This is a genomic window from Schaalia vaccimaxillae DSM 15804 (assembly GCF_000420425.1).
Taxonomy (GTDB): Bacteria; Actinomycetota; Actinomycetes; order Actinomycetales; family Actinomycetaceae; genus Pauljensenia; species Pauljensenia vaccimaxillae.
On record NZ_ATUX01000007.1, the window covers coordinates 341,200 to 366,822 of the forward strand.

The 25,623-nt window shown below is 56.3% G+C and carries 24 protein-coding genes and 1 pseudogene; 17 read left to right on the plus strand and 8 right to left on the minus strand.

The annotated features are described in order from the left end of the window. Positions 1 to 52 precede the first annotated feature (52 nt). Genes G439_RS0106495 through G439_RS0106505 form a run of 3 tightly spaced genes read left to right on the plus strand, consistent with a single transcriptional unit; the run spans position 53 to position 2,564 of the window. On the plus strand, positions 53 to 1,633 hold the full coding sequence (locus G439_RS0106495; RefSeq protein WP_022868378.1) for a sodium-dependent transporter: 1,581 nt from the start codon (positions 53 to 55) through the stop codon (positions 1,631 to 1,633). Beyond that, positions 1,630 to 1,785 (plus strand): methionine/alanine import family NSS transporter small subunit, encoded by a 156-nt coding sequence (locus tag G439_RS12390; RefSeq protein WP_022868379.1) that lies wholly within the window; start codon positions 1,630 to 1,632, stop codon positions 1,783 to 1,785. Before G439_RS0106495 ends, G439_RS12390 begins: the two co-directional genes overlap by 4 nt. Positions 1,786 to 1,805: 20 nt before the next feature. Next, positions 1,806 to 2,564, plus strand: a complete 759-nt coding sequence (locus G439_RS0106505; RefSeq protein WP_026459472.1) for an HAD-IIB family hydrolase — start codon at positions 1,806 to 1,808, stop codon at positions 2,562 to 2,564. Between the two features lie 17 nt (positions 2,565 to 2,581). Here the strand turns inward: G439_RS0106505 and G439_RS0106510 are convergent, their stop codons facing one another. The 4 genes from G439_RS0106510 to G439_RS0106525 all read right to left on the minus strand — a co-directional run bounded on the left by G439_RS0106510 (position 2,582) and on the right by G439_RS0106525 (position 5,869). Next, a complete protein-coding gene (locus tag G439_RS0106510) occupies positions 2,582 to 3,457 on the minus strand; it encodes a TrmH family RNA methyltransferase (RefSeq protein WP_022868381.1) in 876 nt (291 codons plus the stop codon). 2 nt (positions 3,458 to 3,459) lie between these two features. Beyond that, a complete protein-coding gene (locus tag G439_RS0106515) occupies positions 3,460 to 4,524 on the minus strand; it encodes a quinone-dependent dihydroorotate dehydrogenase (protein ID WP_026459473.1) in 1,065 nt (354 codons plus the stop codon). 21 nt (positions 4,525 to 4,545) lie between these two features. After that, on the minus strand, positions 4,546 to 5,061 hold the full coding sequence (locus G439_RS12175) for a hypothetical protein (RefSeq protein WP_131333555.1): 516 nt from the start codon (positions 5,059 to 5,061) through the stop codon (positions 4,546 to 4,548). 181 nt (positions 5,062 to 5,242) lie between these two features. Then, the gene (locus G439_RS0106525; protein WP_022868384.1) at positions 5,243 to 5,869 is read right to left on the minus strand and encodes a DUF3043 domain-containing protein; all 627 of its coding nucleotides are present in this window, start codon (positions 5,867 to 5,869) and stop codon (positions 5,243 to 5,245) included. Positions 5,870 to 5,927: 58 nt separating this feature from the next. Here G439_RS0106525 and G439_RS0106530 point away from each other — a divergent pair, with 58 nt between their 5' ends. The 6 genes from G439_RS0106530 to trpD all read left to right on the plus strand — a co-directional run bounded on the left by G439_RS0106530 (position 5,928) and on the right by trpD (position 11,348). Continuing rightward, positions 5,928 to 7,301, plus strand: a complete 1,374-nt coding sequence (locus G439_RS0106530; protein ID WP_022868385.1) for a dipeptidase — start codon at positions 5,928 to 5,930, stop codon at positions 7,299 to 7,301. Continuing rightward, positions 7,298 to 8,302 (plus strand): glycerate kinase, encoded by a 1,005-nt coding sequence (locus G439_RS0106535; RefSeq protein WP_022868386.1) that lies wholly within the window; start codon positions 7,298 to 7,300, stop codon positions 8,300 to 8,302. Before G439_RS0106530 ends, G439_RS0106535 begins: the two co-directional genes overlap by 4 nt. Positions 8,303 to 8,414: 112 nt before the next feature. Next, positions 8,415 to 8,768, plus strand: a complete 354-nt coding sequence (erpA, locus tag G439_RS0106540) for an iron-sulfur cluster insertion protein ErpA (RefSeq protein WP_022868387.1) — start codon at positions 8,415 to 8,417, stop codon at positions 8,766 to 8,768. 4 nt (positions 8,769 to 8,772) lie between these two features. Further along, complete coding sequence (locus G439_RS0106545) at positions 8,773 to 9,756, plus strand: FKBP-type peptidyl-prolyl cis-trans isomerase (protein WP_022868388.1); 984 nt, start codon at positions 8,773 to 8,775, stop codon at positions 9,754 to 9,756. 147 nt (positions 9,757 to 9,903) lie between these two features. Further along, positions 9,904 to 10,296: a response regulator gene (locus tag G439_RS0106550; protein ID WP_022868389.1), complete on the plus strand. Its 393-nt coding sequence runs from the start codon at positions 9,904 to 9,906 to the stop codon at positions 10,294 to 10,296. Further along, the gene (gene trpD, locus G439_RS0106555; protein WP_022868390.1) at positions 10,296 to 11,348 is read left to right on the plus strand and encodes an anthranilate phosphoribosyltransferase; all 1,053 of its coding nucleotides are present in this window, start codon (positions 10,296 to 10,298) and stop codon (positions 11,346 to 11,348) included. The genes G439_RS0106550 and trpD overlap by 1 nt, the downstream gene beginning before the upstream one ends. 364 nt (positions 11,349 to 11,712) lie before the next feature. Here the strand turns inward: trpD and G439_RS11420 are convergent, their stop codons facing one another. Together G439_RS11420 and G439_RS12775 are read right to left on the minus strand one after the other, a co-directional pair. Continuing rightward, positions 11,713 to 12,459 carry a GIY-YIG nuclease family protein gene (locus G439_RS11420; RefSeq protein ID WP_341532749.1) on the minus strand — a complete coding sequence of 249 codons (747 nt, stop codon included), beginning with the start codon at positions 12,457 to 12,459 and terminating at the stop codon, positions 11,713 to 11,715. 30 nt (positions 12,460 to 12,489) lie between these two features. Further along, a pseudogene (locus G439_RS12775) lies at positions 12,490 to 13,002 on the minus strand (3'-5' exonuclease); the annotation flags it as partial. Between the two features lie 184 nt (positions 13,003 to 13,186). Between G439_RS12775 and G439_RS0106565 the strand changes: the two are divergent. From G439_RS0106565 to G439_RS0106575, 3 genes are all read left to right on the plus strand, one after another. Further along, a complete protein-coding gene (locus G439_RS0106565; RefSeq protein WP_022868391.1) occupies positions 13,187 to 13,987 on the plus strand; it encodes a lysophospholipid acyltransferase family protein in 801 nt (266 codons plus the stop codon). A 139-nt stretch (positions 13,988 to 14,126) separates the two neighbouring features. Then, entirely contained in the window at positions 14,127 to 15,344 is a 1,218-nt protein-coding gene (locus G439_RS0106570; protein WP_022868392.1) for a pyrophosphate--fructose-6-phosphate 1-phosphotransferase, read from the plus strand. Positions 15,345 to 15,397: 53 nt separating this feature from the next. Beyond that, the gene (locus G439_RS0106575) at positions 15,398 to 16,774 is read left to right on the plus strand and encodes a class II 3-deoxy-7-phosphoheptulonate synthase (RefSeq protein ID WP_051125738.1); all 1,377 of its coding nucleotides are present in this window, start codon (positions 15,398 to 15,400) and stop codon (positions 16,772 to 16,774) included. A gap of 9 nt (positions 16,775 to 16,783) precedes the next feature. Here the strand turns inward: G439_RS0106575 and pknB are convergent, their stop codons facing one another. Then, positions 16,784 to 18,799, minus strand: coding sequence for a Stk1 family PASTA domain-containing Ser/Thr kinase (gene pknB / locus G439_RS0106580; RefSeq protein ID WP_022868394.1), 2,016 nt, complete (start codon positions 18,797 to 18,799; stop codon positions 16,784 to 16,786). Between the two features lie 89 nt (positions 18,800 to 18,888). Between pknB and G439_RS0106585 the strand changes: the two genes are divergently transcribed. After that, positions 18,889 to 19,242 carry an Rv2175c family DNA-binding protein gene (locus tag G439_RS0106585; RefSeq protein ID WP_026459477.1) on the plus strand — a complete coding sequence of 118 codons (354 nt, stop codon included), beginning with the start codon at positions 18,889 to 18,891 and terminating at the stop codon, positions 19,240 to 19,242. A 77-nt stretch (positions 19,243 to 19,319) separates the two neighbouring features. Here G439_RS0106585 and G439_RS0106590 read toward each other — a convergent pair whose 3' ends face one another. Beyond that, positions 19,320 to 20,414, minus strand: a complete 1,095-nt coding sequence (locus tag G439_RS0106590; protein WP_022868396.1) for a polyprenyl synthetase family protein — start codon at positions 20,412 to 20,414, stop codon at positions 19,320 to 19,322. A 192-nt stretch (positions 20,415 to 20,606) separates the two neighbouring features. Here G439_RS0106590 and G439_RS0106595 point away from each other — a divergent pair, with 192 nt between their 5' ends. The 4 genes from G439_RS0106595 to ffh all read left to right on the plus strand — a co-directional run bounded on the left by G439_RS0106595 (position 20,607) and on the right by ffh (position 25,623). Beyond that, positions 20,607 to 22,202 carry an RNA polymerase sigma factor gene (locus G439_RS0106595; protein WP_022868397.1) on the plus strand — a complete coding sequence of 532 codons (1,596 nt, stop codon included), beginning with the start codon at positions 20,607 to 20,609 and terminating at the stop codon, positions 22,200 to 22,202. A gap of 33 nt (positions 22,203 to 22,235) precedes the next feature. Beyond that, the gene (locus G439_RS11425; RefSeq protein ID WP_165544527.1) at positions 22,236 to 22,673 is read left to right on the plus strand and encodes an ABC transporter; all 438 of its coding nucleotides are present in this window, start codon (positions 22,236 to 22,238) and stop codon (positions 22,671 to 22,673) included. 51 nt (positions 22,674 to 22,724) lie between these two features. Then, on the plus strand, positions 22,725 to 23,948 hold the full coding sequence (ftsY, locus tag G439_RS0106605) for a signal recognition particle-docking protein FtsY (protein WP_022868399.1): 1,224 nt from the start codon (positions 22,725 to 22,727) through the stop codon (positions 23,946 to 23,948). 88 nt (positions 23,949 to 24,036) lie between these two features. Next, positions 24,037 to 25,623, plus strand: a complete 1,587-nt coding sequence (gene ffh / locus G439_RS0106610; protein ID WP_022868400.1) for a signal recognition particle protein — start codon at positions 24,037 to 24,039, stop codon at positions 25,621 to 25,623.

A 25,623-nucleotide genomic window follows, 5' to 3' on the forward strand; every position in this document is an offset into this window, starting at 1 on the left:
GTGTGCGCGCCGAACTAGTCTGGGGCCGAATCCTCAGGAGGAAGAATCCCACATGACTACACAGAGCACGGCGGTCATCCAACCCAGCCGCAAAGATACTTGGTCGGGCCAAGCAGGCTTTCTTTTCGCCGCAATCGGTTCCGCGATCGGCCTGGGCAACATTTGGCGTTTCCCAGGGGTGGCATACACGAACGGCGGCGGTGCCTTCCTTATTCCCTATCTGGTGGCACTCGTAGTCGTAGGTATTCCCATGCTGTGGCTCGACTACTCCCTGGGCCACAAGTTCCGTGGCTCTCCTCCGTGGGCGTTGCGCAAGCTGCACTCGGCGGGCGAATACATTGGCTGGTTCCAAGTGATCGTCTGCTTCGTCATCATGGTTTACTACGGTGCCGTTCTGGCTTGGGGCGTTAAGTACACGATCTATTCGGTCAACCAGGCGTGGGGTGATGATCCCGCAGGCTTCTTCACGGGCGAGTTCCTCCAAGTTGTCGATGGTGCAACTTTCTCCTGGGAGCCGGCTTTTTCGGTGATGATTCCTCTCGCCCTCGTATGGATCTTCGTCCTACTCGTCATTGGACGTGGCTTGTCGAAAGGTGTGGAGGTAGCAAATAGGATCTTCCTACCGCTGTTAGTCGTCCTTTTCCTCGTGATGGTGGTGCGGGCGATCTTCCTTCCCGGGGCTTTGGAAGGACTCAACGCATTCTTTAGCCCGCACTGGTCGTCGCTCTCGAATCCTTCCGTGTGGCTAGCTGCCTTCTCGCAGATTTTCTTCTCTTTGTCTGTGGGCTTTGGCATCATGCTGACCTACGCCTCGTATCTCAAGCCGAAGTCGAATCTGACAGGTACAGCTCTTGTCGCAGGATTTGCCAACTCGTCATTTGAAATTTTGGCCGGTATCGGCGTCTTCTCAGCGATTGGCTTCATGGCATCACAACAGAACGTGGGCGTGGGAGATGTTCAAGGGCTATCCGGCCCAATTCTGTCCTTCGTTACCTTCCCCCAGATCATCTCGATGATGCCCGGTGGATCAATCTTCGGTGTCCTCTTCTTTGGCTCGCTCGTGCTTGCCGGAGTCACCTCGCTGCTGTCTTTGCTTCAGGTGGTATCTGGCGGACTTCAAGACAAGTTCGGTTTCTCTCCAGTTAAAGCTGCCCTGGTGTTGGGCGTACCCGCCATGGTCGTGTCATTGGCTCTCTTTGGTACCCGCTCGGGTCTAAATAACCTCGACATCATCGACTACTTCATTAACAACATCGGCATTGTGTCTGGAGCTACCGCGATGGCACTGCTGGTTGCTTTCGCAGGTATTCGCGCTAAGGGTTTACGCATGCACTTGAACTCCGTGTCGTCAGTTAAGGTTTCCAAAGCGTGGGAGCCTCTGGTCGGAATCGTCATCCCCGTGGTGTTGGCAATCATGGCTTTCATGACGCTAATCGAATTAGCGCAAAATGGTTATGGCGATTACAAACCGGCGTTCATCCATATCTTTGGCTGGGGATGCCTGATCTTCACGATCGTGGTTGCAGGCATCTTCACCGTGCTGCCGTGGAAACATCCGACGATCTCCCAAGAGGCAGTCGATAAGGTTCTCGGCGCTTCACAAACCGGAACGGCTCAGGAGGACGAACGATGAGCGCTGCCGCGATTCTTCTCATGATTGTCACGATCTTGCTCGTGTGGGGTGGGCTCGTAGCCTCGATTGTCCTACTGCAAGTTCTGTCAGTTCCCTCCGATGAGGAACGAAACGCCTTACAGGCCCAGATCGACGCCCACCCGCAGGTTTGAGAATCCTAAGACCTATGGCGATTCAACTTGTTGCCTTCGATTTAGATGACACCCTGGCTCCGTCTAAGAGTGCGCTACCTGAACTCATGGCTACCCGCTTGCGTTCCTTACTGGATCGCGTGCACGTGTGCATTATTTCCGGCGGGCAGATCGCTCAGTTTCGCAGCCAGGTTCTTGAGCACATCGAAGCGAGCGAGGATCAACTATCTCGCCTCCACCTCATGCCGACCTGCGGTACGCGATATTTGCGCTACGAGGACGGACACTGGAACGAGGTGTACGCCCACGACCTGCCAGTAGACCTCAGACATGCTGCCTGCCAATCCCTGGAGCGCCATGCCCGCAGGCTCGATCTGTGGGAGGACAACCCGTGGGGAGACATCATCGAGGACAGAGGATCTCAGATCACTTTCTCAGCATTGGGCCAGGAAGCTCCTCTGGAAGCCAAACAGGCCTGGGATCCGGACGGGACGAAGAAGGCGGCACTGCGTGACGCTGTCGCCGCGGACTTACCTCAGCTGGATGTACGCGGTGGGGGATCGACCTCGGTCGACATCACCGAACGTGGCATCGACAAGGCATATGGCATGGCCAAACTTGTCGAACACACCGGTATTGATGCGCACAGGATGCTCTTCATTGGAGATCGTTTGGATCCCCAAGGTAACGACTATCCGGTCAAAGCCGCGGGTTATCCGACCCGTGAGGTTTCTGATTGGCAAGAATGTGCCGCAGTTATTGCTGAACTCATCAATGACGCCAGTCTTGGCTCAATCTAAGACGTTGTCCCAGCCCATTAAAGGGCTTGAGTTCCGACGTGGCGCGTGGCCCAAAAAGCAACTGCCGAAGCAGCCGCAACGTTGAGGGAGTCGACGCCCCCTGACATGGGGATACGAACCACCGTGTCGCAGGCGGTGATGGTCCGCGCACTTAGGCCGTCGCCCTCGGTGCCCATGACGAGGGCAACGCGCGAACTTGGATCAGTGCATGCTGCAGATACGGCGAACTCATCGAGGGAGATTGAGTCATCCGACAATGCGAGGGCGGCGACTGTAAATCCTGCACTGTGAAGTGTGTCCAATGAAGGCCATTGTTCGATGCGGGTCCACGGCACTTGGAAAACAGTTCCCATTGATACACGTACTGAACGCCGGTAGAGGGGATCGGCGCAGCGCGGAGTCACCAGGACCGCGTCGATTCCCAGGGCTGCAGCGGAGCGGAAAGCAGCTCCCACATTCGTGTGGTCCACTAAGTCTTCCAGGATGACGATCCTCCTGGCCGGTGAGCCATGACGGGCTGTTGCGATAAGCTCGTCGACGGTAGGTAACTGTGGTCGTTGCATTGCTGCCAATGCGCCGCGATGTAGATGGAATCCAGTGATCTGTTTCAACAACTCCTCTTGCGCGACAAAGATGGGGACGGCGCCTCCATCTGCTGCCCCCGTGGACATCTCAATGAGGTGAGCGAGGTCAGGAAGCCACTTTTCGCACATGAGGAACGAGCGTGGTCGGTGTCCAATCTCAAGTGCTCGCATGATGACATTCGTGGACTCGGCCATGTAGAGGCCGCGCTCAGGCTCGAGGGCGGAGCGTAACTTCACGTCTTTGAGACGGGTGTAGTCAGAAAGTCTTGGATCGGCTGATAGGTCGGAAGATTCTAGGGGAATGAGCATGATTAGTACTGCGACAGTGCTCTATTGATTTCACCTGGCCAGCTGGGCCCCTGATAAATGAACGCAGAGAAGGCTTCAACCATATCAGCACCCGCGTTGAGCATTCTGATCGCGTCCTCGACAGTGAAAATGCCGCCAGCTGCGATGAGTATCTGATCATCGTCCAGGTGGTCTGCGACGAGGCGCACAACGTCCAAGGCTTTGTCGTAAAGGGGGGCGCCTGACACTCCTCCCTCACCCAGGTCATGGTCGATCGTTGTGTTCGTTGCAACGACTCCGGCCATATCGAGCTCCTTGGTTAGTTCGACAATCTCAATGATGTCCTCGGGGCTCAAATCAGGAGCGATTTTGACAAAGAGTGGCACCTGTCGGTCGCTGACCGAAGCGTGAATACCGCGCGCGGCCGCCTGCAAGATTGGCCGCAGGGCATCGACTGATTGAAGGTCTCGAAGTCCGGGCGTATTGGGTGAGGAGACGTTCACCACGATGAAGTCAACCCAGGGGGACAGGATGCGCGCACAGTACTCATAGTCGCCAGCAGCCATTTCTTCTGACGTCGTCTTGTTCTTTCCAATGTTTGCACCCACAATTGCCGCCCTACCGGCTTTTGTGGAGCGCAACTCGCGCAATCGTGCAGCTGCTGCGTCAGCTCCGTCATTGTTAAAGCCCATGCGATTGCGCAGACCGTGCTCGCCGTGCAGACGCCATAGGCGTGGCGCATCGTTTCCAGGCTGTGCCTTGGGGGTCACTGTCCCGATTTCAATGAAGCCGAAACCGAGGGCATCTAGGCCGAGCACCGCCTGGGCATCTTTGTCCATGCCAGCGGCTAGACCGAGACGTCCACGCACCCTTCTATTGCCTAAAGTGATTTCTCGACTCGGGTGCCCACTGGGAATTGAGGCAGAAAAGAAAGGTTCCTCGTAGCCCATGGTTGCTCGCATCAGCCCCCTGGTGACCGGAACCTTACCTGCCAATTCGATTGCTTTAATACCCAGATGGTGGGCCCGTTCTGGATCCGTTCGGTAAATGAAGTGGTCGAAGAGCCAGGTGTATGCACGACGAATCATCATGGTCCTAGATTAGGCGCTTCAGTCCCACCACATCCACCAGGCGGACCCTGAGCTTGGCGAATAGGGAAGGCGAAGAAATTCATCAGGCATCATGGTGTCCCTGGGTAAGTCGAGTTCTTCGAGTACTCGACACCAATCCTGCCGATCTCCTTCGCTTCGATCATCACAATATGGATCGGGTGATACGAGCATTATCGAATCGACGGTGATTCTTTCGTCCCAACGTGGCGCAGTAATGATGTATCCGCTTAAGAAGACTGGAATTGAGCCCTGAGCTACCGTGAGCATTTGTCCCAGGGTAGGGGCGTTATTTTGCCGGTCTAGCAAAGCTTCTTTCGGCAAAATATCGACGAGGGTGTGGATGTCCTCGCCTGTCAGATCACTAAAACGGCAGTAGTCGATAGTTCGTGTGCCAGTCATATATGGCGCGATAAGATCGCAGACTCCTGTGTCTTGGAGCCACCCGGAATGGCCGTAGAGTCCTCGTGACAATTCGACCCGGGCTTGCTGCTTTGAGCTCAGTGAGTGAAGCACGATGGCCTTTCCTTCCTTGTTGACTGCGTTGTGTTCAGTCTTGAGCCAGGAGGTGAACACGGACTACAAGAGAAAGAAAATCTGTGGATAAAAGTTCGTGCAGGTCACTTGTGGATAGGATCAGGCAAATGAAGAGAGGGCCCTTCGCTTATGCGAAGAGCCCTCGAAAGCTCCATGCAGATCAGGATTTCTTCGATGACTTTCCGGGGAACTCGCCGCGAGCAACCTGGGGTTTGGGGGAGCGCCACCGACGCGCCATGATCATGCGCGAGAAGCAGTAGTACCAGCTACCTTTAACGATCTCTTCTTTGGGATACGTTTCATGGATACGCTTTTTGACTTTACGCCACACTATGAAAGCCTCAATGGCTGCGATGATGAACAGCCCGTACATGACGACAGTGACGCCCACCATCGCATACGAAGCAACAGTCGCATCAAGATTCGGGATGAGAGACACCGCCATCATCACCACGAGGAAGAGCACCATCACAGGCAAAAGGAACTCAGAAAACGACCAACGTGCATCCACCCAGTCGCGAATGAAACGCCGCACCTTGCCCTTATCGCGCAGGGGAAGGTAGCGCTCATCTCCGGTGGCCAGGGCGAGTTGTTCGCGTTGGAATGCCTCGTCTCGCTTAGCTCTGGCCTGGCGTTTGGCTTCCTTGCGATCAGCGGGAATTAGGGGGCGGTTGTTGCGCGCTTCGGCTTGTCGGCGCGTGGGCGTCGGACGGCCTTTACGATGCGGATCACCCGCCGAGGACGTGGAGGATGAGGACTTCTCGGAGTTCTTCTTCTGGTCAGACACCCCAATAGGCTAGCTGATTGAAGCCGATTGGCTCACCAACTTCCACTATTGTGGCCTCATGACTGACACAGACAACACCATGAACATTGAAGTCCTACGCTCGCGTCTAGAGTCCGTTTTCCCGGCTCTCCTGGACGAACTGGCGGCTCTAGTCGCCATTCCTTCCATTTCCTCTGATCCCAAACGCCAAGATGATTTGGCTGCAAGTGCGGCCCATGTGCGTGATCGCTTTGCCGCTATTGGCTTCGATGCTGAGATTCTCTCTGTTACAACGAAAGACGGTATCGAAGGCAAGCCTGCCGTAGTAGCGCGAGGTCCCGTGATTGAGGGCGCTCCCACTGTCTTGCTCTATGCCCACCACGATGTGCAGCCGACCGGTGACGTGGCTCGCTGGGCCTCGGATCCTTTCACTGCTGAAATACGTGGCGATCGCATGTATGGACGAGGAGTATCTGACGACGGAGCAGGCATCATCGTGCACCTGGGTGCGATGCGCCTCTTGGCAGACCAATTTCCCGTCAATGTCGTTGTCTTCATTGAGGGTGAGGAAGAGATCGGGTCTCCAAGCTTTACGACGTTCCTTGAAACTCACCAAGAGAAGCTTCAAGCCGACGTCATCGTCGTGGCAGATTCGGATAACTGGAAGGTAGGGGAGCCTGCAGTCACATCGTCTCTGCGTGGCAATTGCTGCGTGACTGTTGATGTCACTATTGCCAACCATGCCGTCCATTCGGGGATGTTCGGTGGGCCAATTATTGATTCGGTTACCTGTGCGTCGATGCTCATCGCTTCCCTTTACGACGAAAATGGCGACGTTGCCATTGAGGGGCTCGGGGGAGTGGACACCGCAGATGTGGAGTGGCCCGAAGAGGAATACCGCGCCGCGGCAGGTTTGCTCGACGGCGTTGAACTAGCGGGTACGGGTGATCTTGCAGCAAGGACCTGGACGAAGCCTGCGATCACTGTCATCGGCTTCGATGCACGACCGGTCGAGGATGCCTCCAACACGATCTCGCCCCACACTCGTTTCCGCCTCTCGATGCGCACCGTGCCGGGCAAAGACCCTCGTGAAGCAATGGATACTCTCGTCGCATACCTGAAAGATCATGCTCCTTTCGGCGCTCGGGTCGAGGTCTCAGACTTGGATGCGGGACCCGGTTACCAGGCGGACATGGACTCTGCCGTCACCAAACTTCTGCATGAGTCCTTAACGCAGGCATGGGGCGTACCCTCAGTCAATATCGGGGTTGGCGGATCTATCCCCTTCATCTCTGACTTCCAGAGGTTCTTCCCCAACGCGCAGGTAGTTGTCACCGGTGTTGAAGATCCGATGACAAATGCTCACTCCGAGGACGAATCCCAGTCGATTTCAGATCTGAAGGCAGCGATTCTGGCTGAGTCCATCCTATTGACCCGCCTGGGTGATCTGTGAGCCCTAGAGTCCTCATCACCGGGCACTGGAACGGTGGGGATCAAGAGGAGATATCTGTTCGGCGAGCACTCGAACTCCTCGCTCGGGGATTTCAACGCACTCGACCCCAGTGGGACGTCATCATCCACCCATTGGGGCCGGGCCCGGCTTTTGGGCCATCCTTGGAATCAGCCGCTGACATTGACTGGTGTCCGATTAGTGTTGCTGTCTGGGAAGAAACGACGCGCAAGGCAGGTCACGCTGTCCTTGAAGCCGTCGATGCGGGTAAAGCCGTCGTCATCGAGGGCGGACACAACATTGATGTCGATGCTGGTCTGGGATTCTTGTCGGTGATTTCGGGGATCGACGTCGATAGTGGTGCGCCTCGAACTCAAAGTAAGTTCATTATCGAGGCCCTTGATCAGGCCCGCATTCGACTAGGTCACGCTCCTCTAGTGATGGCAGCCTCCACAAGGAGGCCTCTCCTGGGGATGGCTTCTGTCCTCGCCGTCGGTGTTGACCTTAGTGCCCGCACGACTCAGGATCGCGAGCTGACATCCGCCCTGACCAGTGGTCTGAAATGGCCTGAGAAACAGTTGCTTCCTCTGTCCGCACAGAACCAAGAGGTAGTTCAGACGCATCCTGGCCGGATTGAAGGATCGGGAGCTGGGGGAGGCATTGGAGCAATTGTTGCCGCGTTGGGCGGACTGATTGTTCCAACGGGAGACTTCCTGATCTCTAACTGCACGATCCGAGAAGACATGGCTCAGGTCGACCTCGTGATCATTGCTGAGCCGCATTTGCATTCCCCCCAGCTGGCCGAAGCGACTTTGGATGCCGTCACTGAATTGGCTCAACGCTATGTTGTTCCCGTTGTGGCAGTGGGGGTCGAGTCGTCCCTTTCTCATCACGAAAAAGCCGAATGGGGTATCCACGGTGTGATGACCACGCACGGATCGTCCGGATTGGAAGACATGGGTGCTCGTATTGCTCATACCTGGGCCCCGCGTTCAGATACCTGAAGTGAGGCTTCAATCACTCACACAGACCTCGCGCCCCTCTTTGTATGGAAACTCCCAGCCAGCGGTCGTAGGGTTGAGATGTTGACTGAATGAAAAGGACTAAGGAGCAATCATGCCCGAATCCACTATCGAGACTCCGACTCATGAGGTGACTCTCACCGATGTCGCAGCGGCCAAGGTGAAAAGTCTGCTCGAGCAGGAAGGCCGAGACGATCTGCGACTACGCATCGCAGTTCAGCCCGGTGGCTGCTCAGGGCTGATCTACCAGCTCTACTTTGATGACCGTTTGCTCGACGGCGATGCTGTCCGCGATTTTGATGGCGTCGAGGTGGTTGTCGACCGTATGTCCGTTCCTTACCTCAACGGTGCCAGCATTGACTTTGCCGACTCGATCGAGCGTCAAGGTTTCACAATCGACAACCCGAACGCGCAGAACACTTGCGCCTGCGGAGAATCTTTCCACTGAGCCTATGAAGAATCCTATGCGTCGCCTCGCCTCATTGACAGCAGCCCTCTGCCTGACTCTCTCACTGAGCGCATGCTCATCAAATACTGATGCCGACCAGTCGGCCCAGTCAGCTTCCGCTGACAGCGTCGAAGTTGATCGCTCGGGTAAAGGCAACTTCCCGAAGGTCGATACGCACGAGTTTGGGCAAGACCCCACCATCGAAGCGGGTAAGACCGACGACTTTACAACCGTGGCCGTCAAGACCTTGCACGAGGGTGACGGAGCGGAGATCACCGCTGAGGACACTGTTCTGGTCAACTATGAGTTGGCTTTATGGGACGGCACCAAAATCGAATCGAGTTTCGAGTCGGGAACGCCCGCATCCTTCAGACTTAACCAAGTCATTCCCGGGTGGACACATGGCTTAGCTGGCCAACACGTAGGGGACCGCGTCCAGATTGTCATTCCCTCGCAGTGGGGATACGGCGACGTGGCTCAGGGCTCCATTCCGGCTGGTTCGACTCTCGTCTTCGTTGTTGACCTGATTGACTCTTCGTCAAGCGTTGATCCACAGGCCTCCTTCCTCAAAGATGCGAAGCGTACCGATGAAACTCTCGTTGATGGTCTGACGGTGAGTGAAGAAGCGGGAGTTGAACCCACTATCGAATATGCCGAGGCTGCTGCCGTGCCGACCGATCAATCGGTGGTTACTTTCCTCAAGGGCACGGGCCAAAGCATTGGCGAGGACGACTACGTGCTCTACCGAGTGGTTTCTTCTCTTTTCGGCGATGCTTCGACTCAGCAATCAACCTGGGGAACGACTCTTGGATCAATGCCAGCCCACCAAGAGGGAGCCCCCATCACCTTCGATGGTCAAACCGTTGGTTCACGACTCGTGATTGTCTCTCCTGTGACTGGTGCTGCTGACGGGTCTCAATCTGCTCAGGCCCCCGCCGCCTCGGTTGCAGTTGTCGACATCGTCGGTATTTTGAGCGCCAACAAGTAAAAGACACCTCGTTTGCTTTCATCAAGAGGGTTGTTACGCAAGGACTCACAGATGGGCGGTTTCCCTACGGGGTAGCCGCCCATCAGTGCATACAATGTTCCTGAAACGTCCGGGCATGTCATTGCCTCAAACCCAAGGAGTTCTCCCGTGAGTGAACAGACTGTCAACGTCCTTGTCTTCAGTGACGACGTCGACACCCGTCAGGCCGTTATCGAGGGTGTCGGCCTGCGAGCCTCCAAAAATTCTCCGAAGATCCAGTGGTTCGAGGCCGCTACGGCTTTCGGTGCTCGAGAAATCATGGAAAATAACGATCTCGCTCTGGCCATCATGGACGCGGAATCCAAGAAGGAAGGCGGCATGTCGATCGCCCGAGATCTTGAAAACACCCTCGAGTCAGTTCCGCCCTACATTTTCTTAACTGCTCGGCAGCAGGATGATTGGCTTGCCTCCCACTTCGGAGCTGCTGCGATCGTGTCTCGTCCTCTCGATCCGATCGTTTTGCAAGAGGCCGTTGCACAGGTCCTGGCGGGAACACGTTGATGGATCAGGCTTTCCAATGGCCACAGATCATTAGCGAGGTCAATGCCGGCGGTCACTTGGACTATGACCGAGCCTATTGGGTGATGGATCAGGTGATGCGCGGTGAGCTCGGCGAATCGCGTCTGGCTGCGTTCTTAACGTCAATGCACATTAAAGGTGCCACCGTTGAAGAAGTGCATGGTTTAGCGGATGCGATGGCCGATCATGCTGTTTCAGTGGATTTGCCATCACGAGCTCTCGATATTGTTGGCACCGGTGGCGATGGACATAAGACCGTCAATATCTCAACGATGTCCTCGATCGTTTTGGCTGCAGCAGGAGTGCCCCTGGTCAAGCACGGTAATCGCGCTTCAACATCGCAATCAGGATCGGCTGATGTTTTGGAAGCGCTGGGCGTTAATTTCAACGTGTCAGCTCAGCGTCAACGCGAAATCTTCGACGCGCTAGGTATCGCATTCCTTTTCGCTAACCACGTGCACCCATCGATGCGCTTCGCAGCTCCCGTTCGTCGTGCATTGGGGTTCCCCACAGCATTTAACGTGCTGGGTCCTCTCACCAACCCCGCGAAGGTTGAAGCGTCAGTCATTGGCTGTTCAAATGAGAGAAATGCTCCGCTCATGGCAGGTGTCTTTGCGCAGCGAGGCTCGTGCGCGATGGTCTTCAGAGGGCAAAACACCGCTTTAGATGAACTTTCGACCGTCGACGTGAACCAAGTTTGGAACGCCGTGGATGGCCAGATTGAAGAACTTCACTTCGATCCGACTGAGCTTTATGACATGGCGCCAGCAGCGATTGCAGACCTTCGAGGAGGAGACGCTGAAGAAAATGCGCTTGTCGCTCGTGAAGTCCTTTCAGGCGGTGGAACCCGAGCTGTGCGCGATGCCGTTGCCCTCAACGTAGCCGCAGGTTTAACGACGTGGTCGCGGCTGGAGGGAACGACGTCGAATTTCGTTGACACTTTTGGTGATCATGTGACACGTGCGCTCACACTTTTGGACGAGGGTGCCGGTATGAATCTCTTGGACCGCTGGATTGACATGACGCGATCCTGATCACCAGGTCGTTGCCGCGTTCATCCTCAACGCATTGTCCGTGGGGGTGTGGACGCGGCTTCGATTTTTTCTAGGAGATCGCTTCGACGCATCGGGGAGAAAATCGACTGCATCCAGGGCAACGGTGAGTCCCAATAAAAGATTCGTGTCCGACTATCTTTGAGTGATGACACGAGTAAACGCGTTTCCTGCCAGCTTGCTTCATTGGCAGCCACTTCGGGCTCGGGTGGCACTGTCTCTTGTGTCAGGGCGTCAATCCAGGGGATAGGACTGGTCAAGGCGGGCACAATGACTCCACGGTTATAGCGTCCATAGGACTGTGAGTGAATCTGCCACTGTCCATCGCAGGTCTGGATTCCCCATACTACTTTTGGGGCCCCATCAGATTGACTGTTAGGTCTTGGCGTTGGATTCCGGTGGAGTATGCGCTGAGTCGTTCTCGGATCCTCGCGGCGCCCTCGTAGTTGCCGGCTCGACTAGCCACTGACATTGCACTCTCTAATTCATCAACAACGCCGCAGTGTTGTCCTTGTAAAACTGCGCTGACCCATTCGAATTGCGAATCGGATAACACCAAAGCGGCATTGGTGTGTACGCCGAATGTGCTGGGCATACACGCCATCAGAATGCCATTGCGAGCTGTCTCGTCGTGATGCCGAGTGCCAAAAGGTCCCAGAGCTTTGCCAAGCGCAGATTGAGGCAAACGCGAAACCACCTCAAGACGCTGCGAATCTAACGTGAGCCAGTGCTGTGAATCTTGGCGAGTCGATGCGGAATTGAAGATAGGGCGAAGGTAGCGGATTTGACGCAATTCGAGGACGCGCGCCTCCAATACCGTCGAGCAAATTGAGTACTCGACCTGTGCTGCCAGATCAACCATTCGTTGAATCTTGCGGCGTTTTTCGGCTCCGGTGAAGTAGGAACGGACGCGCGATTCGAGGCTCGTAGCTGAACCGATATACAAGGGGTTTGCATCTTCGTCCAGGAAACGATACACACCTGGGGAAGCGGGCAACCCATCAGCCATACTGGATCGCCGTCGGCGAGAGTGAGGCACAGGCTCGCCTAAAACGGTGATATCTGGGACAGTGGTGACTCCCAGTGGAGCCATCGCATCAAGGAGTCCTGCTAGTACCGCTGCCGTTGCCTTGGCATCTTCGAGTGCTCGGTGCCCGGGCGCAACTGGGGATGACATGTAGGCAGCCAGTGTCGCGAGCTTGTGGTTGCTCACCAGGGGACGAGGAAGCGCCAAGCGGGCTAGAGCCAAGGTGTCGACGACTGTCGTTTTGGGCCACGGCAGCGCGTGGTGACGAGCTGCTCGACTGAGGAAACCTAGATCAAATGCGGCGTTGTGGGCCACGAAAATGAGGTGATCGTCGGGATCGGTTGGATCGATGGCGGCTCAGGACAAGAATGAGGGGAGCGCAGCGTCGATTGTGGGTGCGCCCGCGACCATTGACGGGGTGATTCCGGTCAACGCTGTGATCCGAGGAGGGATCGGCTTGCGGGGATCGACCATTGTTGAAAACTCGTCGATGATTGTGCCGTGGCTCATTTTGACGGCGCCGATCTCGGTGATTTCATCGGCGCGTCCCAGACCGGTGGTTTCCACATCGAGGACGATCCAGGTGACTTCATCAAGAGGCAGTCCCATGTCTTCTAGGCTGAGCTGGATTCCCTCGCGCCCGCTGTCGGCCAGCCGATTGCGCACCTGTGCACTAGCGATCGCACGAGTGTTCCCAGAATCGGGTATTTCGGCGCTTGCACTGAGCGCAGTGTGGGGCAAGGCATAGAGTTGATCTTAGTTCGTGCATCTACCCCTTCATTGAGGAGACAACGTGGCGTTCTATCAGGCTCTCAAGGCCACAGGAGGCCCAGTCCTTCGTGCTGCTTACAAGCCGTGGATCCGCGGCAAAGAGAATATTCCCGCAGAAGGCCCAGCCATTCTTGCTTCCAATCACAACGCAGTTTGGGATTCTGTCTTCTTACCGATGATGCTTGACCGCGAAGTGGTCTTCATGGGCAAAGCCGACTATTTCACCGGAACCGGCGTCAAAGGATGGGTGACAAAAGAATTCATGCGAGCCGTTGGAACGATTCCGGTGGATCGTTCCGGGGGACGGGCTTCTGAAGGAGCTTTGCAAGCAGGTTTGAAGCGTCTATCCGAGGGCGAACTTTTCGGTATTTATCCCGAGGGTACGAGGTCGCCGGACGGACGACTGTATCGCGGTAAAACCGGCGTAGCCAGGCTCGCTTTGCTCTCTGGAGCTCCCGTCATTCCCGTTGCCATGATCGGCACTCATGTCGCCCAGCCCATCGGTCAGCGCGTACCTTCACGTACCAACATTGGAATGGTCGTTGGAAAGCCTTTGGACTTTAGCCGTTACAAGGGCATGCACAAGGATCGTTACGTCCTGCGGTCTATTACAGATGAAATCATGTACAACCTCCTGCTGCTGTCTGGGCAGGAATATGTCGATCTCTACGCGGCTGATGTCAAAGCCAAACTCGCAGAAGCTGGTGAGTTTGATGGTCCTGTACCCTCTAATGGCAGAGCTGCTCCCGGTGGCCGGCGCGTGCCTGAGGTCGAGGTTCCCGAAGCTCCAGAAGGCCGCACCCAAGGCGAGCACAACGAATAGACAACCGCGTTAACAGTCACAGGTTCCGTCCGTGGGACGACTGACCTGACGCGTGAGCGGCGTTGATGAGTAAACTGGTTAGCGTCGTGCGCGGACCACCGGTCCGTGCGAATTACATCCTGGTTGAAAGGTGTCATCCATGTCGGTCCGCCGTGTCGCCCTGCTCACCGCAGGCGGTTTCGCTCCTTGCCTGTCCTCCGCCGTTGGAGGTCTGATCGAGCGTTACAACGAGATCGCTCCCGATATTGAAATCATTGCCTACCAAAATGGCTACCACGGTCTGCTCACCGGCAACTTTGTGGTCGTTGACGATGAAGCCCGTAAGAACGCTGCTGTTCTCCATCGTTTTGGCGGCTCTCCGATTGGCAATTCTCGCGTCAAGCTGACCAACGCGAAGAACCTCGTTGAGCGTGGCCTGGTTGCCGAGGGCGAAAACCCTCTTGAAAAAGCAGCTGAACAGCTGCGCAAAGACGGTGTCGATGTTCTGCACACCATCGGTGGAGACGACACCAATACCACCGCTGCCGACCTCGCCGCCTACCTCGAACAAAACGACTACCACCTGACCGTGGTTGGTCTACCCAAGACCATTGATAATGACGTGATTCCGATTCGTCAGTCCCTGGGTGCATGGACCGCAGCCGAAGAGGTCTGCGAGTACTCCCAGAACATTATCGGCGAGCACCGCTCCAACCCTCGTATGCTCATCATCCACGAGATCATGGGACGCCACTGCGGTTGGCTGACCGCAGCAGGATCGAAGGAATACCACGAGTGGCTCAAGACCCAGCAGTGGGTGCCTTCCATCGGTCTGTCGAAGGAACGCTGGGGCATCCACGCTGTCTTCCTGCCTGAAATGGCTCTCGACATCGATGCCGAAGCTGCACGTCTCAAGACCATCATGGATGAGCAGGGCAACGTTAATATCTTCCTGTCCGAGGGTGCTGGCGTCCCCGAAATCATTGCTGAGATGGAAGCTGCAGGCATCGAAGTGCAGCGCGATCCTTTCGGTCACGTCAAGCTCGACACCATCAACCCTGGCCAGTGGTTCGCCAAGCAATTCGCTTCCAAGATCGAGGCCGAGAAAGTCATGGTCCAAAAGTCCGGCTACTTCTCACGTTCCTCGCGTGCAAATGCCGACGATCTTCGTTTGATCAAGTCGATGACCGACCTGGCGGTCGAATGCGCTCTCAAGGGCGAGTCCGGTGTCATCGGGCACGACGAAGAGAACGGTGATCGTCTATGCGCGATTGCCTTCCCGCGCATTGCCGGTGGCAAGCCCTTTGACATTTCCCAGCAGTGGTTCCTCGACATGATGTCCGAGATTGGCCAGGACGTGAAGCCCGCAGCCAAGTGAACCCTCCTTCTTCGAATTCGGCGAACGCGCGCAGCGGCCTCTTTTCTGGGCCGCTGCGCGCCGAGCCCGAGCATCTGTCATCGCCCGACGCATCAGCCAATGCGCCTTGGGATACGTGGCGCAGCCATGAAGCTCTTCAGCAGCCTGCGTACCCCGACGCTCAAGAGGTACGTCGCGTGACCGAGCAGTTACGCCGTCAACCTCCTTTGGTGTTTGCTGGAGAAGTTGATGATCTGCGCAGCTGGTTTGGCGCGGCCTCGCGAGGTGAGGCTTTTGTCCTTATGGGCGGTGACTGCGCGGAAACTTTCGAAGAAGCAACAGCGGATCATCTTCGCCTCAAGATCCAAACGCTCCTGCAGATGGCGGTTGTGCTCACCTACGGTGCATCTTTGCCGGTGGTCAAGATCGGTAGGATCGCAGGTCAATACGCAAAGCCTCGCAGCTCCGACATGGAGACCCGTGACGGAGTGACCCTGCCAAGCTATCGCGGAGACGCTGTCAACTCCTACGAGTTCACGAGCCAGGCTAGAGTGCCTGATCCTCACCGACTCATGGATATGTACCACCATGCGTCCTCGACGCTCAATCTAATTCGCGCCTTCACCAAGGGAGGCTATGCGGATCTGCGGCTCGTACACCACTGGAATCGCGGTTTCACTTCGAACCCTGCCTATGTGCGCTATGAGTCCATTGCTGAAGAAATCCACCGAGCTGTTAAATTCATGGAAGCCGCAGGCGTGGATTTTGACTCCCTGCGCGAAGTAGACTTGTACTCTTCCCATGAAGCTCTACTGCTCGAATACGAGTCGGCCATGACCCGCACGGACTCCAGAACGGGGCGAGCATATTGCTGCTCTGGACACTTCCTATGGGCAGGGGAGAGAACTCGAGACCTTGACGGGGCACACATCGAATTGTTGGCTCGCGTCCACAACCCCATCGGTGTCAAAGTTGGTCCTACCACCACCGTTGAACAGATGATTGGCCTGATGGACCGTCTCAATCCTGACGGCGAAGAAGGACGTTTAACTTTCATTACTCGTATGGGTGCCGACAAGATTCGCGACCGACTACCTGTGCTGCTCGAAGCAGCGAGGGCCGATGGCAGACCGGTCACATGGATCACCGACCCAATGCACGGCAATACGATCACCTCGTCGACCGGCTACAAGACCCGGCGCTTCGAAACGATCATGAACGAAGTGCGAGGCTTTTTCGAGGCCCATGAGCAGTCGGGAACGGTTCCTGGCGGCATCCACGTCGAGTTGACTGGAGACGACGTCACTGAGGTCGTCGGAGGGGCGCTCCACCTTGATGACGAGGGCCTGCAAAAGCGCTATGAAACGTTGGTTGACCCCAGGCTTAACCACCAGCAATCTTTGGAGATGGCATTCCAAGTTGCACAGTACTTGAGCCGTGTTGGCAAATAAACGCCCAGATCACACGACATAGAGGGTGATGGTTGATCCTCGTTTCGCCATCGTTCCAGCCTGCGGATCCGTGTAGCGTGAAGTGCCAAAGAGTCCGCCTAAAACATTTTCTATACTCACCTCGAAGCCGGCATTACGCAAGATTGATAGGGCTTCGTCGCGTTGTTTGCCGGTGACGTCAGGAACCTGCACCATCTCTGGTCCCTTCGATACTGTGTATGACACGGAATCGCCCAAGTGCAAAACCTGGCCTGAGGGTGTTTCCTGGGAGATAACCGTGCCTTCGGCAACCGAATCAGAAAAAGCCTGTGAGGGTGTAGCCACGAGCCCCAATTCTTCGATGGCCGCCTGAGCTGCGTCAGCGGTTAAACCAGAGATGTCCGGCACCTCGATAGGCTTGCGTCCAGCAGATACCACCAGATCAATCGCGGTGTCATGGGGAATTGACGATCCGGCTTTTTGTCCCTGACTCAGTGTCAGTCCTTGCGCCACGTCCTCGGAATATTCCTTCTCGACACCTCCGAGAGCCAAACCTGCTTTCTCCAGGACCTCTTTGGCTTCTTCTTGTGTCAACCCGGCCAAGTCCGGCACACTCTTCATGTCGACGCCTTTAGATTCGAAAAGTCTTACTTCAGCATCTTTATGAACGGGCGCCCCACCTTCAGGCTGAGAAGAGATGACTTTTCCAGTGTCAATGTCATCTGAGAATTGCTGTTCGACAAGAACTTCGAGCCCCATCGCTTCGAGCTCAGATTGAACGGCGGAAGAGTCGCGGCCGTTCGTAGCGGGCATTGTGAGATACGAGCCTGGCCCGTATTCCGTCCACCACCAGTAGCCTGCAGCGCCTCCAGCAATGAGGAGGACGAGGAATACCGTGAGGATACGCGGCAAACGAGACTTGCGGTGTGGCTCAGCCAGCGCCGGGGACTTTGCAGCACCCGACGTGTGGACAACCGCTTGGGAGGAACTTTGAGTCACTGACGGCAATGCCGTAGTCAGACCCGCTACAGACAGTGCCGTTGTTTTAGTCGTACTGGAATCACGGTTGCGTGGCAATACATCCGCGCGTCTGCTGGCGATATCTTGGGGGACAGAAGCCGCGGCCCGGGCGACCAGATCAAGGGCCTCCTGGGCGTCGCTTGGACGTTCTTGGGCATCTCGGGCAGCCAATGACCCGACGAGGTCATCGATCTCGCGGGGGATCCACGGCTGAGACTGCGATGGCAGTGGGATTTCATCGCGCACATGATGCGAGGCGATTTGAAGGGGAGTTTCACCTTCCCAGGGAACAGCTCCGGTGAGCATCTCGTAGAGCATGATGCCCACGGCGTAAATGTCGGTACGTGCATCCGAAGTGGCTGAGGCGGCGGTCTCAGGGGCAATGTATGCCACTGTGCCGAGCATCGAGCCAGTAGATGACATCGAGACTTCCGAAGCCGCGCGAGCCAGGCCAAAATCGGTTACGCGGGCAGGACCATCAGAAGGTAGAAGAACATTTTCGGGTTTGATGTCGCGGTGGATGACATCCATTCGGTGGGCAGCCCTGAGTGCTTCGAGAATGTCTTGCACGTAGCGCAAAGACTGGGAGATGGTGAAGGCCCCCTGGGCCTGTAAAAGAGCCCGCAAGTTTGTTCCGTCTACCAGCTCCATGACGAGGAAGCCCTGGCCGTGGACGACACCCTGGTCGAATACGGAGACGACGCCGGGGTGAACGATCCTCGCTGCGGATCGGGCTTCACGGCGAAAACGGGTGACAAAGTCGGCAGATTCCGCTAGGTGGGGGTGCATGACTTTGAGTGCCACGGGCCTTTCTAGGCGCTGGTCTTGAGCGATGTAGACCGTGGCCATGCCTCCACGTGCCAGTCGCGATTCAATCCGGTAACGGCCGTCGACGACGAGGCCGATCAGGGGATCCTTGAATGCAGATTCGACGCCGGATCCGGATTCGAGGGGATGATCATCGCCGCCCTCAGGCTCATGCAAGGGGGCGCCTTGTTCGGCAGGCTCGTCCGGGCGTACAGTCACGACTCGGATTCTATGGGAGCAATGTCGCGTCTGCGGTGTGCTTGTGCGGCGTGCCTGTCAAGACGAGGCGCCAACGCCGCAGATAGGGTATGACTATGAGCGAAAATAAGACTTTGCTGACTTTTGAAGAAGCTGGCCGTTTGTTGGGTGTTGGAGCCCGCCGAATTAAACAGTTGGTGCGAGATCGTATTCTCTTCGCCAAGAAAGAGGGCGGTACTGCCTACATTCCGTCGGAGATCCTTGTTAAAGGAGACAACGGGTGGGAGCCGCTGTTCAATCTGCCTGGAACATTGACCCTTTTATCCGATGACGGCTTCACTGAAGAAGAGGCGGTGGCATGGCTCTACACAGAGCAGGACGAATTGGGGTGCAAGCCTATTGATGCGCTGATCGCTGGACGCCACCACAGGGTCAATGCCATTGCCTCGACCCTTGCCTTCTAGTGAGCAATGCTGGCCTGCCGCAGATTGCTCGTCAAAAGGCCAACGTGAGTAGTGCGCGGTTGTGGACTAGGGGTTCCTTATGATTGTCGGTGGACAACAATCTGCGCTAGTTCGGCCAGATCGGAGTTGTCGTAAGCGTTGAAAATCGGGTCCTGTAGCGCCTGTTCTCCCGACTCGACAAGTTCCGTGATCATCTCTTCGTGGCGACGGCGGCCTCGTTCATCGATGATGCTTCGGGCTCTTGCCACGTCGCCTTCGGTCAGATGCGAGCGGCCAATGATCTTTGATAGAGCTTCGCGCTCTCCTGGGGTTGCGTACGCCCACGTTAAGGCCAGCAACACCGTTCGCTTACCTTCACGAATGTCGTCACCTGCAGGCTTGCCCGTGATCTGCGGGTCTCCAAACACTCCGAGTTCGTCATCGCGCAGTTGGAAGGCAATGCCCCAAGGAGTCAGTGCTTTTTCAAGAGCCGCTAATAGATCTGATTGTGCACCACCCGCGGTAGCCCCTAGGAGCATTGGATGAACGATGGAATACCTCGCTGACTTATGCAGTACAACTTGCTGAGCCTTTTGAGCATCGACTGCAGCATCGTTGAGGGGATCGAGAGGAATTTGTTCACCCGCCACATCGAGGAACTGTCCGTAGGCGACCTCTGCGTGCATTTTTGAATACGCCGACATGAGAGCTAATGCGCGCTGCGAAGGCAGCTGGGAACCTTGGCGGCAGATCGCCAGCTCAGCAGCAGAAAAAAGAAGATCGCCTGCCAAGATTGCAACTGCTCGCCCGTATTCGTCAGAGTCTCCGATCCAGCGTCGGTCCCCGTGCTGATTCGCGAAGTGGACGTGTGTCGTTGGGACGCCGCGGCGAGTTGGAGCGTGATCAATAATGTCGTCATGGACGAGGGCGGACGCCTGGTACAGCTCAAGTGCAGCACCGAGGTCGAGTACTGGCGCAGCGGTCAAAGGCTGCTTCTGGGCTATTGAGGCGCCGAGTTGGGCCAGAAGTGCTCTCAAACGTTTACCACCGGTGATCGCAGTGTGGGCGGCCGCATAGAAGTGGTGGCCGGCCTGGGGAGCCTCGAAGGATGACAAGGCATCATCCAAAGCATGTGAAGTTACGCGATCAATCTCTGGACGCAGCTGAGCGAAGCGGAGTTTGAGAGAACTCATGGCGACAGATTAGCCCAGCTGGATCATTGCAGCTACGGAGATTTCAGCTAATAGTCAACGCCCGTGGCCTAATTCAAGCCCTCGTTGCGTGGCATTTGGGAGGGCATCAGCGAATCTTAGGACTATAATGGTCAATTGTTTGCCGATGCGACTCATTCGGCACTACTCCTGCCCGCTCAGAAAGGGACACGTGTGAGTGCATCTCGCGCCGCCAAGACAAGCGCTTCCAAGAAGACATCAGGCGATGCCGTTGCCGTAACAGAAACTGGCGAGGCTGTAGACACTGCCAAGGCAGCTGCGTCTGGTAAGACCACAGCCACAAAGAAAGCTACCGCTTCAAAGAAATCCTCCGCTTCGAGTCGCCAAACTGCTGGCTCCTCAAAGAAGGCCGCCACTTCTAAGAAGAAGAGCGCGGAAGAAAAGGTCAGCACAGAAGAGGCTGCGGCTCCCACTAAGAAGACGTCTTCTCGTCGATCAACTGGCGCTGCAAACACTGCTGCAAAGAAAGGCAGCACCTCCCGTAAGAGCGTCGCGAAGAAAAACGCTGAGCCTGCGGATGAAAAACCAGCAAAGGCAGACGATCTTGTCGATGAGACCATCGAGGACGAAGATGTTGATGTCGTCGACGACGATATTGAACTGACCGAAGAAGACCTCGATGTCAACGACGAAGAGGATTCTGACGCCGAAGACGACGAGCACGACGAAGAAGCAGATTCCGACGATTCTGACGAGGACGAATCAGACGATCCCAAGGGCGATGAAGGCGCCGCTCTGCGTGAGCGGACGTCTGCGGGTATTCAAGTCAAGGGCGGATTCGTTGTCTCCGACTCCGATGAATCTGACGAACCTGTCCAGCAGGTGACCGTAGCAGGCGCGACAGCAGATCCGGTCAAGGATTATCTCAAGCAGATCGGTAAGGTCTCTCTGCTCAACGCTGAACAGGAAGTTGACCTCGCTCGGCGCATCGAAGCGGGCCTATATGCTGAGTACAAACTTAAGAATGAAGCTGACTCGATGACCTCTAAAGAGCGTCGCGAACTGCACTTCTTAGCGCAAGACGGCCAGCAAGCGAAGAATCATCTTCTCGAAGCGAACCTGCGCCTGGTTGTTTCCCTCGCCAAGCGTTACACCGGACGAGGCATGCAATTCCTCGACCTCATCCAAGAGGGCAACCTGGGTCTCATTCGCGCTGTCGAAAAGTTCGACTACACCAAGGGATACAAGTTCTCCACGTATGCCACCTGGTGGATCCGCCAGGCCATCACTCGCGCAATGGCTGACCAAGCGCGCACAATTCGTATTCCCGTGCACATGGTCGAGGTCATCAATAAGCTCGCCCGCGTCCAGCGCCAGATGCTTCAGGACCTGGGACGCGAACCCACTCCCGAAGAGCTCGCCAAGGAATTGGATATGACGGCAGAAAAGGTCGTCGAAGTCCAGAAGTACGGCCGAGAACCGATTTCTTTGCATACACCGCTGGGCGAAGATGGCGATTCCGAGTTCGGTGACCTCATCGAAGACTCCGAAGCCATCGTTCCAGCCGACGCCGTGTCCTTCACGCTTCTGCAGGAACAGCTGCATCACGTTTTAGACACCTTGTCTGAGCGCGAAGCAGGCGTTGTTTCGATGAGATTCGGGCTCGGAGACGGGCAACCAAAGACTCTTGATGAGATCGGCAAGGTTTACGGGGTCACTCGTGAACGCATTCGTCAGATCGAGTCCAAGACCATGTCGAAATTGCGTCACCCGTCGAGATCTCAGGTGCTACGCGATTACCTCGACTGAAGCTCCCAGATCGGGGCGCGAGTCAAGCGACTCGTGCCCCGATCTTTTTCGGTGATTGACTTCATGGTGACGAATTGGCAAAGCCTGGAGCGTAATACGTCGATTTTTGATCGGATGAGTCACGATGGACGCATGCTTGAAGGTGCGGCAGTAATGATTCTCGCGATGGTGATTACGCTCATCGTCGCCGTGTCAGTGATGGTTGGTCTTGCTCTGGTGCGACGACCAGCACAGCAGTGGCAAACTCACCTGCGCGAACAAAACGCACAATTGCACCAAAAGGGCGACCGTCCCTCGGCGCTCGACGATGTTGATCCCACACAAATGACTCTTACGAATCTTATGGCCGTGTCTGCATCGGATCGGTCCGCTTACTTTGATGCTGATCGGCTTCCCGGAATTGACCGGATCGAACAGGTGACGGATCGTTGGGAAGCTCGTCAAGCAAACAAGAATTCTGAGCGTTCCTAACGCCGGCAATACAGGTGGAATGTCCCACCCGTGATGAGAGATGATGTGTCTATGGATTCTCTCGTCAATTTCTTCACCGAGCCACTGGGCATTGCTATTGCCATCGGGATTGTCGTATTGGCAATCGGCATGGTCGTCCTCGTCCTTCGCAAACCGCGCACGCCCGACAGTAGCGATATCGCTCAGCCGCAACGCGAAACGCCTGTCGTTCAAGAGGCCGACGCTCCGGCGCCCCAGGACACCTCCTCGACTGCCGCGCCCCGTGCAGGCCCAGCACCTGCGAACGAGGATCTTGCTGCGGTCCAAGCCGCCCCTGAACCCACTCCTATAGAGGTTCCAGAATCCGTTCCATCACGAATGCAACGCCTGCGAGCTCGACTCGCAGGGGCTGGAACTTTAGGACAAGCTGTCCTCGCAGTGCTTGCACGCTCCGACCTCAAAGCGGCTGACTGGGAAGAGATTGAAGACTCTCTCCTCATTGCCGACTTGGGGCTGGAAGCTACAGACACTTTAATGACGTCACTGAAGAATCGGGTGGCCGTCGAATCCGCATCAGAGCCGGGCCGTATTCGTCAGATTCTGCGCGATGAGCTCCTCGCCCTCGTTGACCCCGCAATGGACCGCAGTCTGCACCTGCAGCCTCACTCCAGTGACGAAGGCCCACTGCCCGCCACCGTTTTGATGGTCGGTGTCAACGGAACTGGTAAGACCACCACCGTCGGCAAACTTGCGCGACTTCTGGTCGCCGAAGAAAAAACTGTTCTTCTTGGTGCTGCAGACACTTTCCGCGCGGCCGCCGCAGATCAGCTCGGCACCTGGGGCGACAGAGTCGGAGTGGATGTTATTCGCTCCGACCGTGAAGGAGCAGACCCCGCCTCGGTTGCCTTCGACGCAGTCAAAGAGGGGGCTCGACGCTCCGTAGACGTCGTCTTGGTTGATACCGCTGGTCGTCTTCAAACCAAGTCAACGCTCATGGATGAGCTTGGCAAGGTCAAACGTGTCATGGAGAAACAAGCACCTGTGAACGAAGTCCTCCTCGTCCTTGATGCCACCACCGGACAAAACGGACTCAAGCAGGCTGAAGTTTTTGCCGAGGTAGCCGGTGTCACGGGAATCGTCTTGACGAAGCTTGATGGATCAGCCAAGGGAGGGATCGTTGTTTCCGTCCAACGTCAGTTGGGCGTACCCGTTAAGTTTGTTGGACTAGGAGAGGGGGCGGACGATCTTGCGCCCTTTGACCCCCAAGGTTTCGTTGACGCAATCATCGGGGACTGAAACCCACACGAGGAGATGGCCCCAGGGTGCGCTACCCTAATCGCAGTCCTCGAAATTCTTTCCCTCACATCAACCGGGAGTTCATCAAGTGTTCGGAAACCTGTCCGATCGTTTAACACAGTCGTTTAAGCAACTTCGCTCACGTGGAGTGCTGACCGAATCCGACGTCGATCAGTCAATCTCGGAGATTCGCCGAGCCCTCATTGATGCTGACGTCGCATTACCCGTTGTCAGACAGTTCACCACGCAGGTGCGCGAAAAGGCCTACGGAGCTGCCCGTTCACAGGCACTCAACCCCGGCCAGCAGGTGGTGCGCATCGTTCACGACGAACTCGTCGAGATCCTGGGTGGTCAAACACGCGAGCTCAATTTCGCCTCCTCTGGGCCTACCGTCTTCATGCTCGCAGGCCTCCAGGGTGCGGGTAAGACCACCCTGGCTGGAAAACTCGGTAAATGGCTGCGCGAAGAGGGAAAGACTGTTCTGCTGGTTGCTTCAGACCTTCAGCGCCCGAACGCTGTCCAACAGCTGCAGGTAGTGGGGGAGCGAGCCGGAGTTAAAGTCTGGGCCCCTGAGCCTGGCAACGGCGTTGGCGATCCGGTGGAGGTTGCGCGCTCAGGCGTGGAGTTTGCACGCCAATCCGGCATCAATGTCGTCGTCGTTGATACGGCAGGCCGCCTGGGTGTTGACCAGGAGATGATGGACCAAGCCATCGCCATACGCCAGGCCGTCAACCCGCACGAAGTCATGTTTGTCCTGGACGCCATGGTCGGTCAGGATGCCGTACAGACTTCCACGGCTTTCCGCGATGGCGTCGGCTTCACGGGTGTTGTCCTGTCCAAACTCGATGGCGACGCTCGCGGTGGTGCAGCGCTATCGGTGCGCGGAGTGACAGGAGCTCCGATTCTCTTCGCCTCTACAGGCGAAGGGCTTGACGATTTCGAACGCTTCCACGCCGATCGTATGGCGGGTCGAATCCTCGATATGGGTGACATCCTGACCCTCATCGAGCAGGCAGAAAAGCGCATGGACGCGCAGGAGGCAGAGAAAGTCGCAGCCAAAGCAATGGCCGGCGAACTCACCCTTGACGATTTCCTGTCGCAACTTCAACAGATCCGCAAGATGGGATCGATGAAGAAGATGCTGGGCATGATTCCTGGTGCCGCCCAAATCCGTGATCAGATTGAGAACTTTGACGAGCGCGAAGTCAGCCGTGTTGAGGCCATCGTTCGCTCGATGACTCCGGCTGAGCGGGCTGACGTTTCAATCCTCAATGGATCGCGTCGTTCGCGAATCGCTCGTGGCTCGGGAACGACAGTTAGTGACGTCAACGGTCTCGTCAAACGATTTGAGGCGGCCCGCGACATGATGGGCCAGATGGGGCAGATGGGTGGGATGCCCGGTATGGGTGCTCTGCCTGGTGCCGGCGGCAAAGCCAAACAGAAAGCGAACGCGCGTAAGGCTCAGGCAGCCCGTGCGAAGGTGAAAAAGAAAGCTCGCTCGGGTAACCCGGCTAAACGTAAACAGCAAGAACTTGAGGCGCTTCTGCCGCCGGATCAGCGATCCTCGTCAGCTCCTTCAGGTTCGGCTTTCGGTGTTCCTCAAGTACAGGAACAGTCGCGTCCGACAATGGACGATTTGCCCGACGATATCAAGCGGATGCTTTCGGGGAAGTGA

Excerpts from the sequence above, each read along its gene's own strand:
- G439_RS0106495 (WP_022868378.1), top strand. The coding sequence starts at position 53 with ATGACTACACAGAGCACGGCGGTCATCCAACCCAGCCGCAAAGATACT.
- G439_RS0106585 (WP_026459477.1), top strand. The coding sequence starts at position 18,889 with ATGACTATGAGCGAAAATAAGACTTTGCTGACTTTTGAAGAAGCTGGC.
- G439_RS12390 (WP_022868379.1), top strand. The coding sequence starts at position 1,630 with ATGAGCGCTGCCGCGATTCTTCTCATGATTGTCACGATCTTGCTCGTG.
- trpD (WP_022868390.1), top strand. The coding sequence starts at position 10,296 with ATGGATCAGGCTTTCCAATGGCCACAGATCATTAGCGAGGTCAATGCC.
- G439_RS0106515 (WP_026459473.1), bottom strand. The coding sequence starts at position 4,524 with ATGATTCGTCGTGCATACACCTGGCTCTTCGACCACTTCATTTACCGA.
- G439_RS0106590 (WP_022868396.1), bottom strand. The coding sequence starts at position 20,414 with ATGAGTTCTCTCAAACTCCGCTTCGCTCAGCTGCGTCCAGAGATTGAT.
- ftsY (WP_022868399.1), top strand. The coding sequence starts at position 22,725 with ATGGATTCTCTCGTCAATTTCTTCACCGAGCCACTGGGCATTGCTATT.
- G439_RS11420 (WP_341532749.1), bottom strand. The coding sequence starts at position 12,459 with ATGGCTCCACTGGGAGTCACCACTGTCCCAGATATCACCGTTTTAGGC.
- G439_RS0106530 (WP_022868385.1), top strand. The coding sequence starts at position 5,928 with ATGACTGACACAGACAACACCATGAACATTGAAGTCCTACGCTCGCGT.
- erpA (WP_022868387.1), top strand. The coding sequence starts at position 8,415 with ATGCCCGAATCCACTATCGAGACTCCGACTCATGAGGTGACTCTCACC.
- G439_RS0106545 (WP_022868388.1), top strand. The coding sequence starts at position 8,773 with ATGAAGAATCCTATGCGTCGCCTCGCCTCATTGACAGCAGCCCTCTGC.
- G439_RS0106510 (WP_022868381.1), bottom strand. The coding sequence starts at position 3,457 with ATGCTCATTCCCCTAGAATCTTCCGACCTATCAGCCGATCCAAGACTT.
- G439_RS0106570 (WP_022868392.1), top strand. The coding sequence starts at position 14,127 with ATGTCGGTCCGCCGTGTCGCCCTGCTCACCGCAGGCGGTTTCGCTCCT.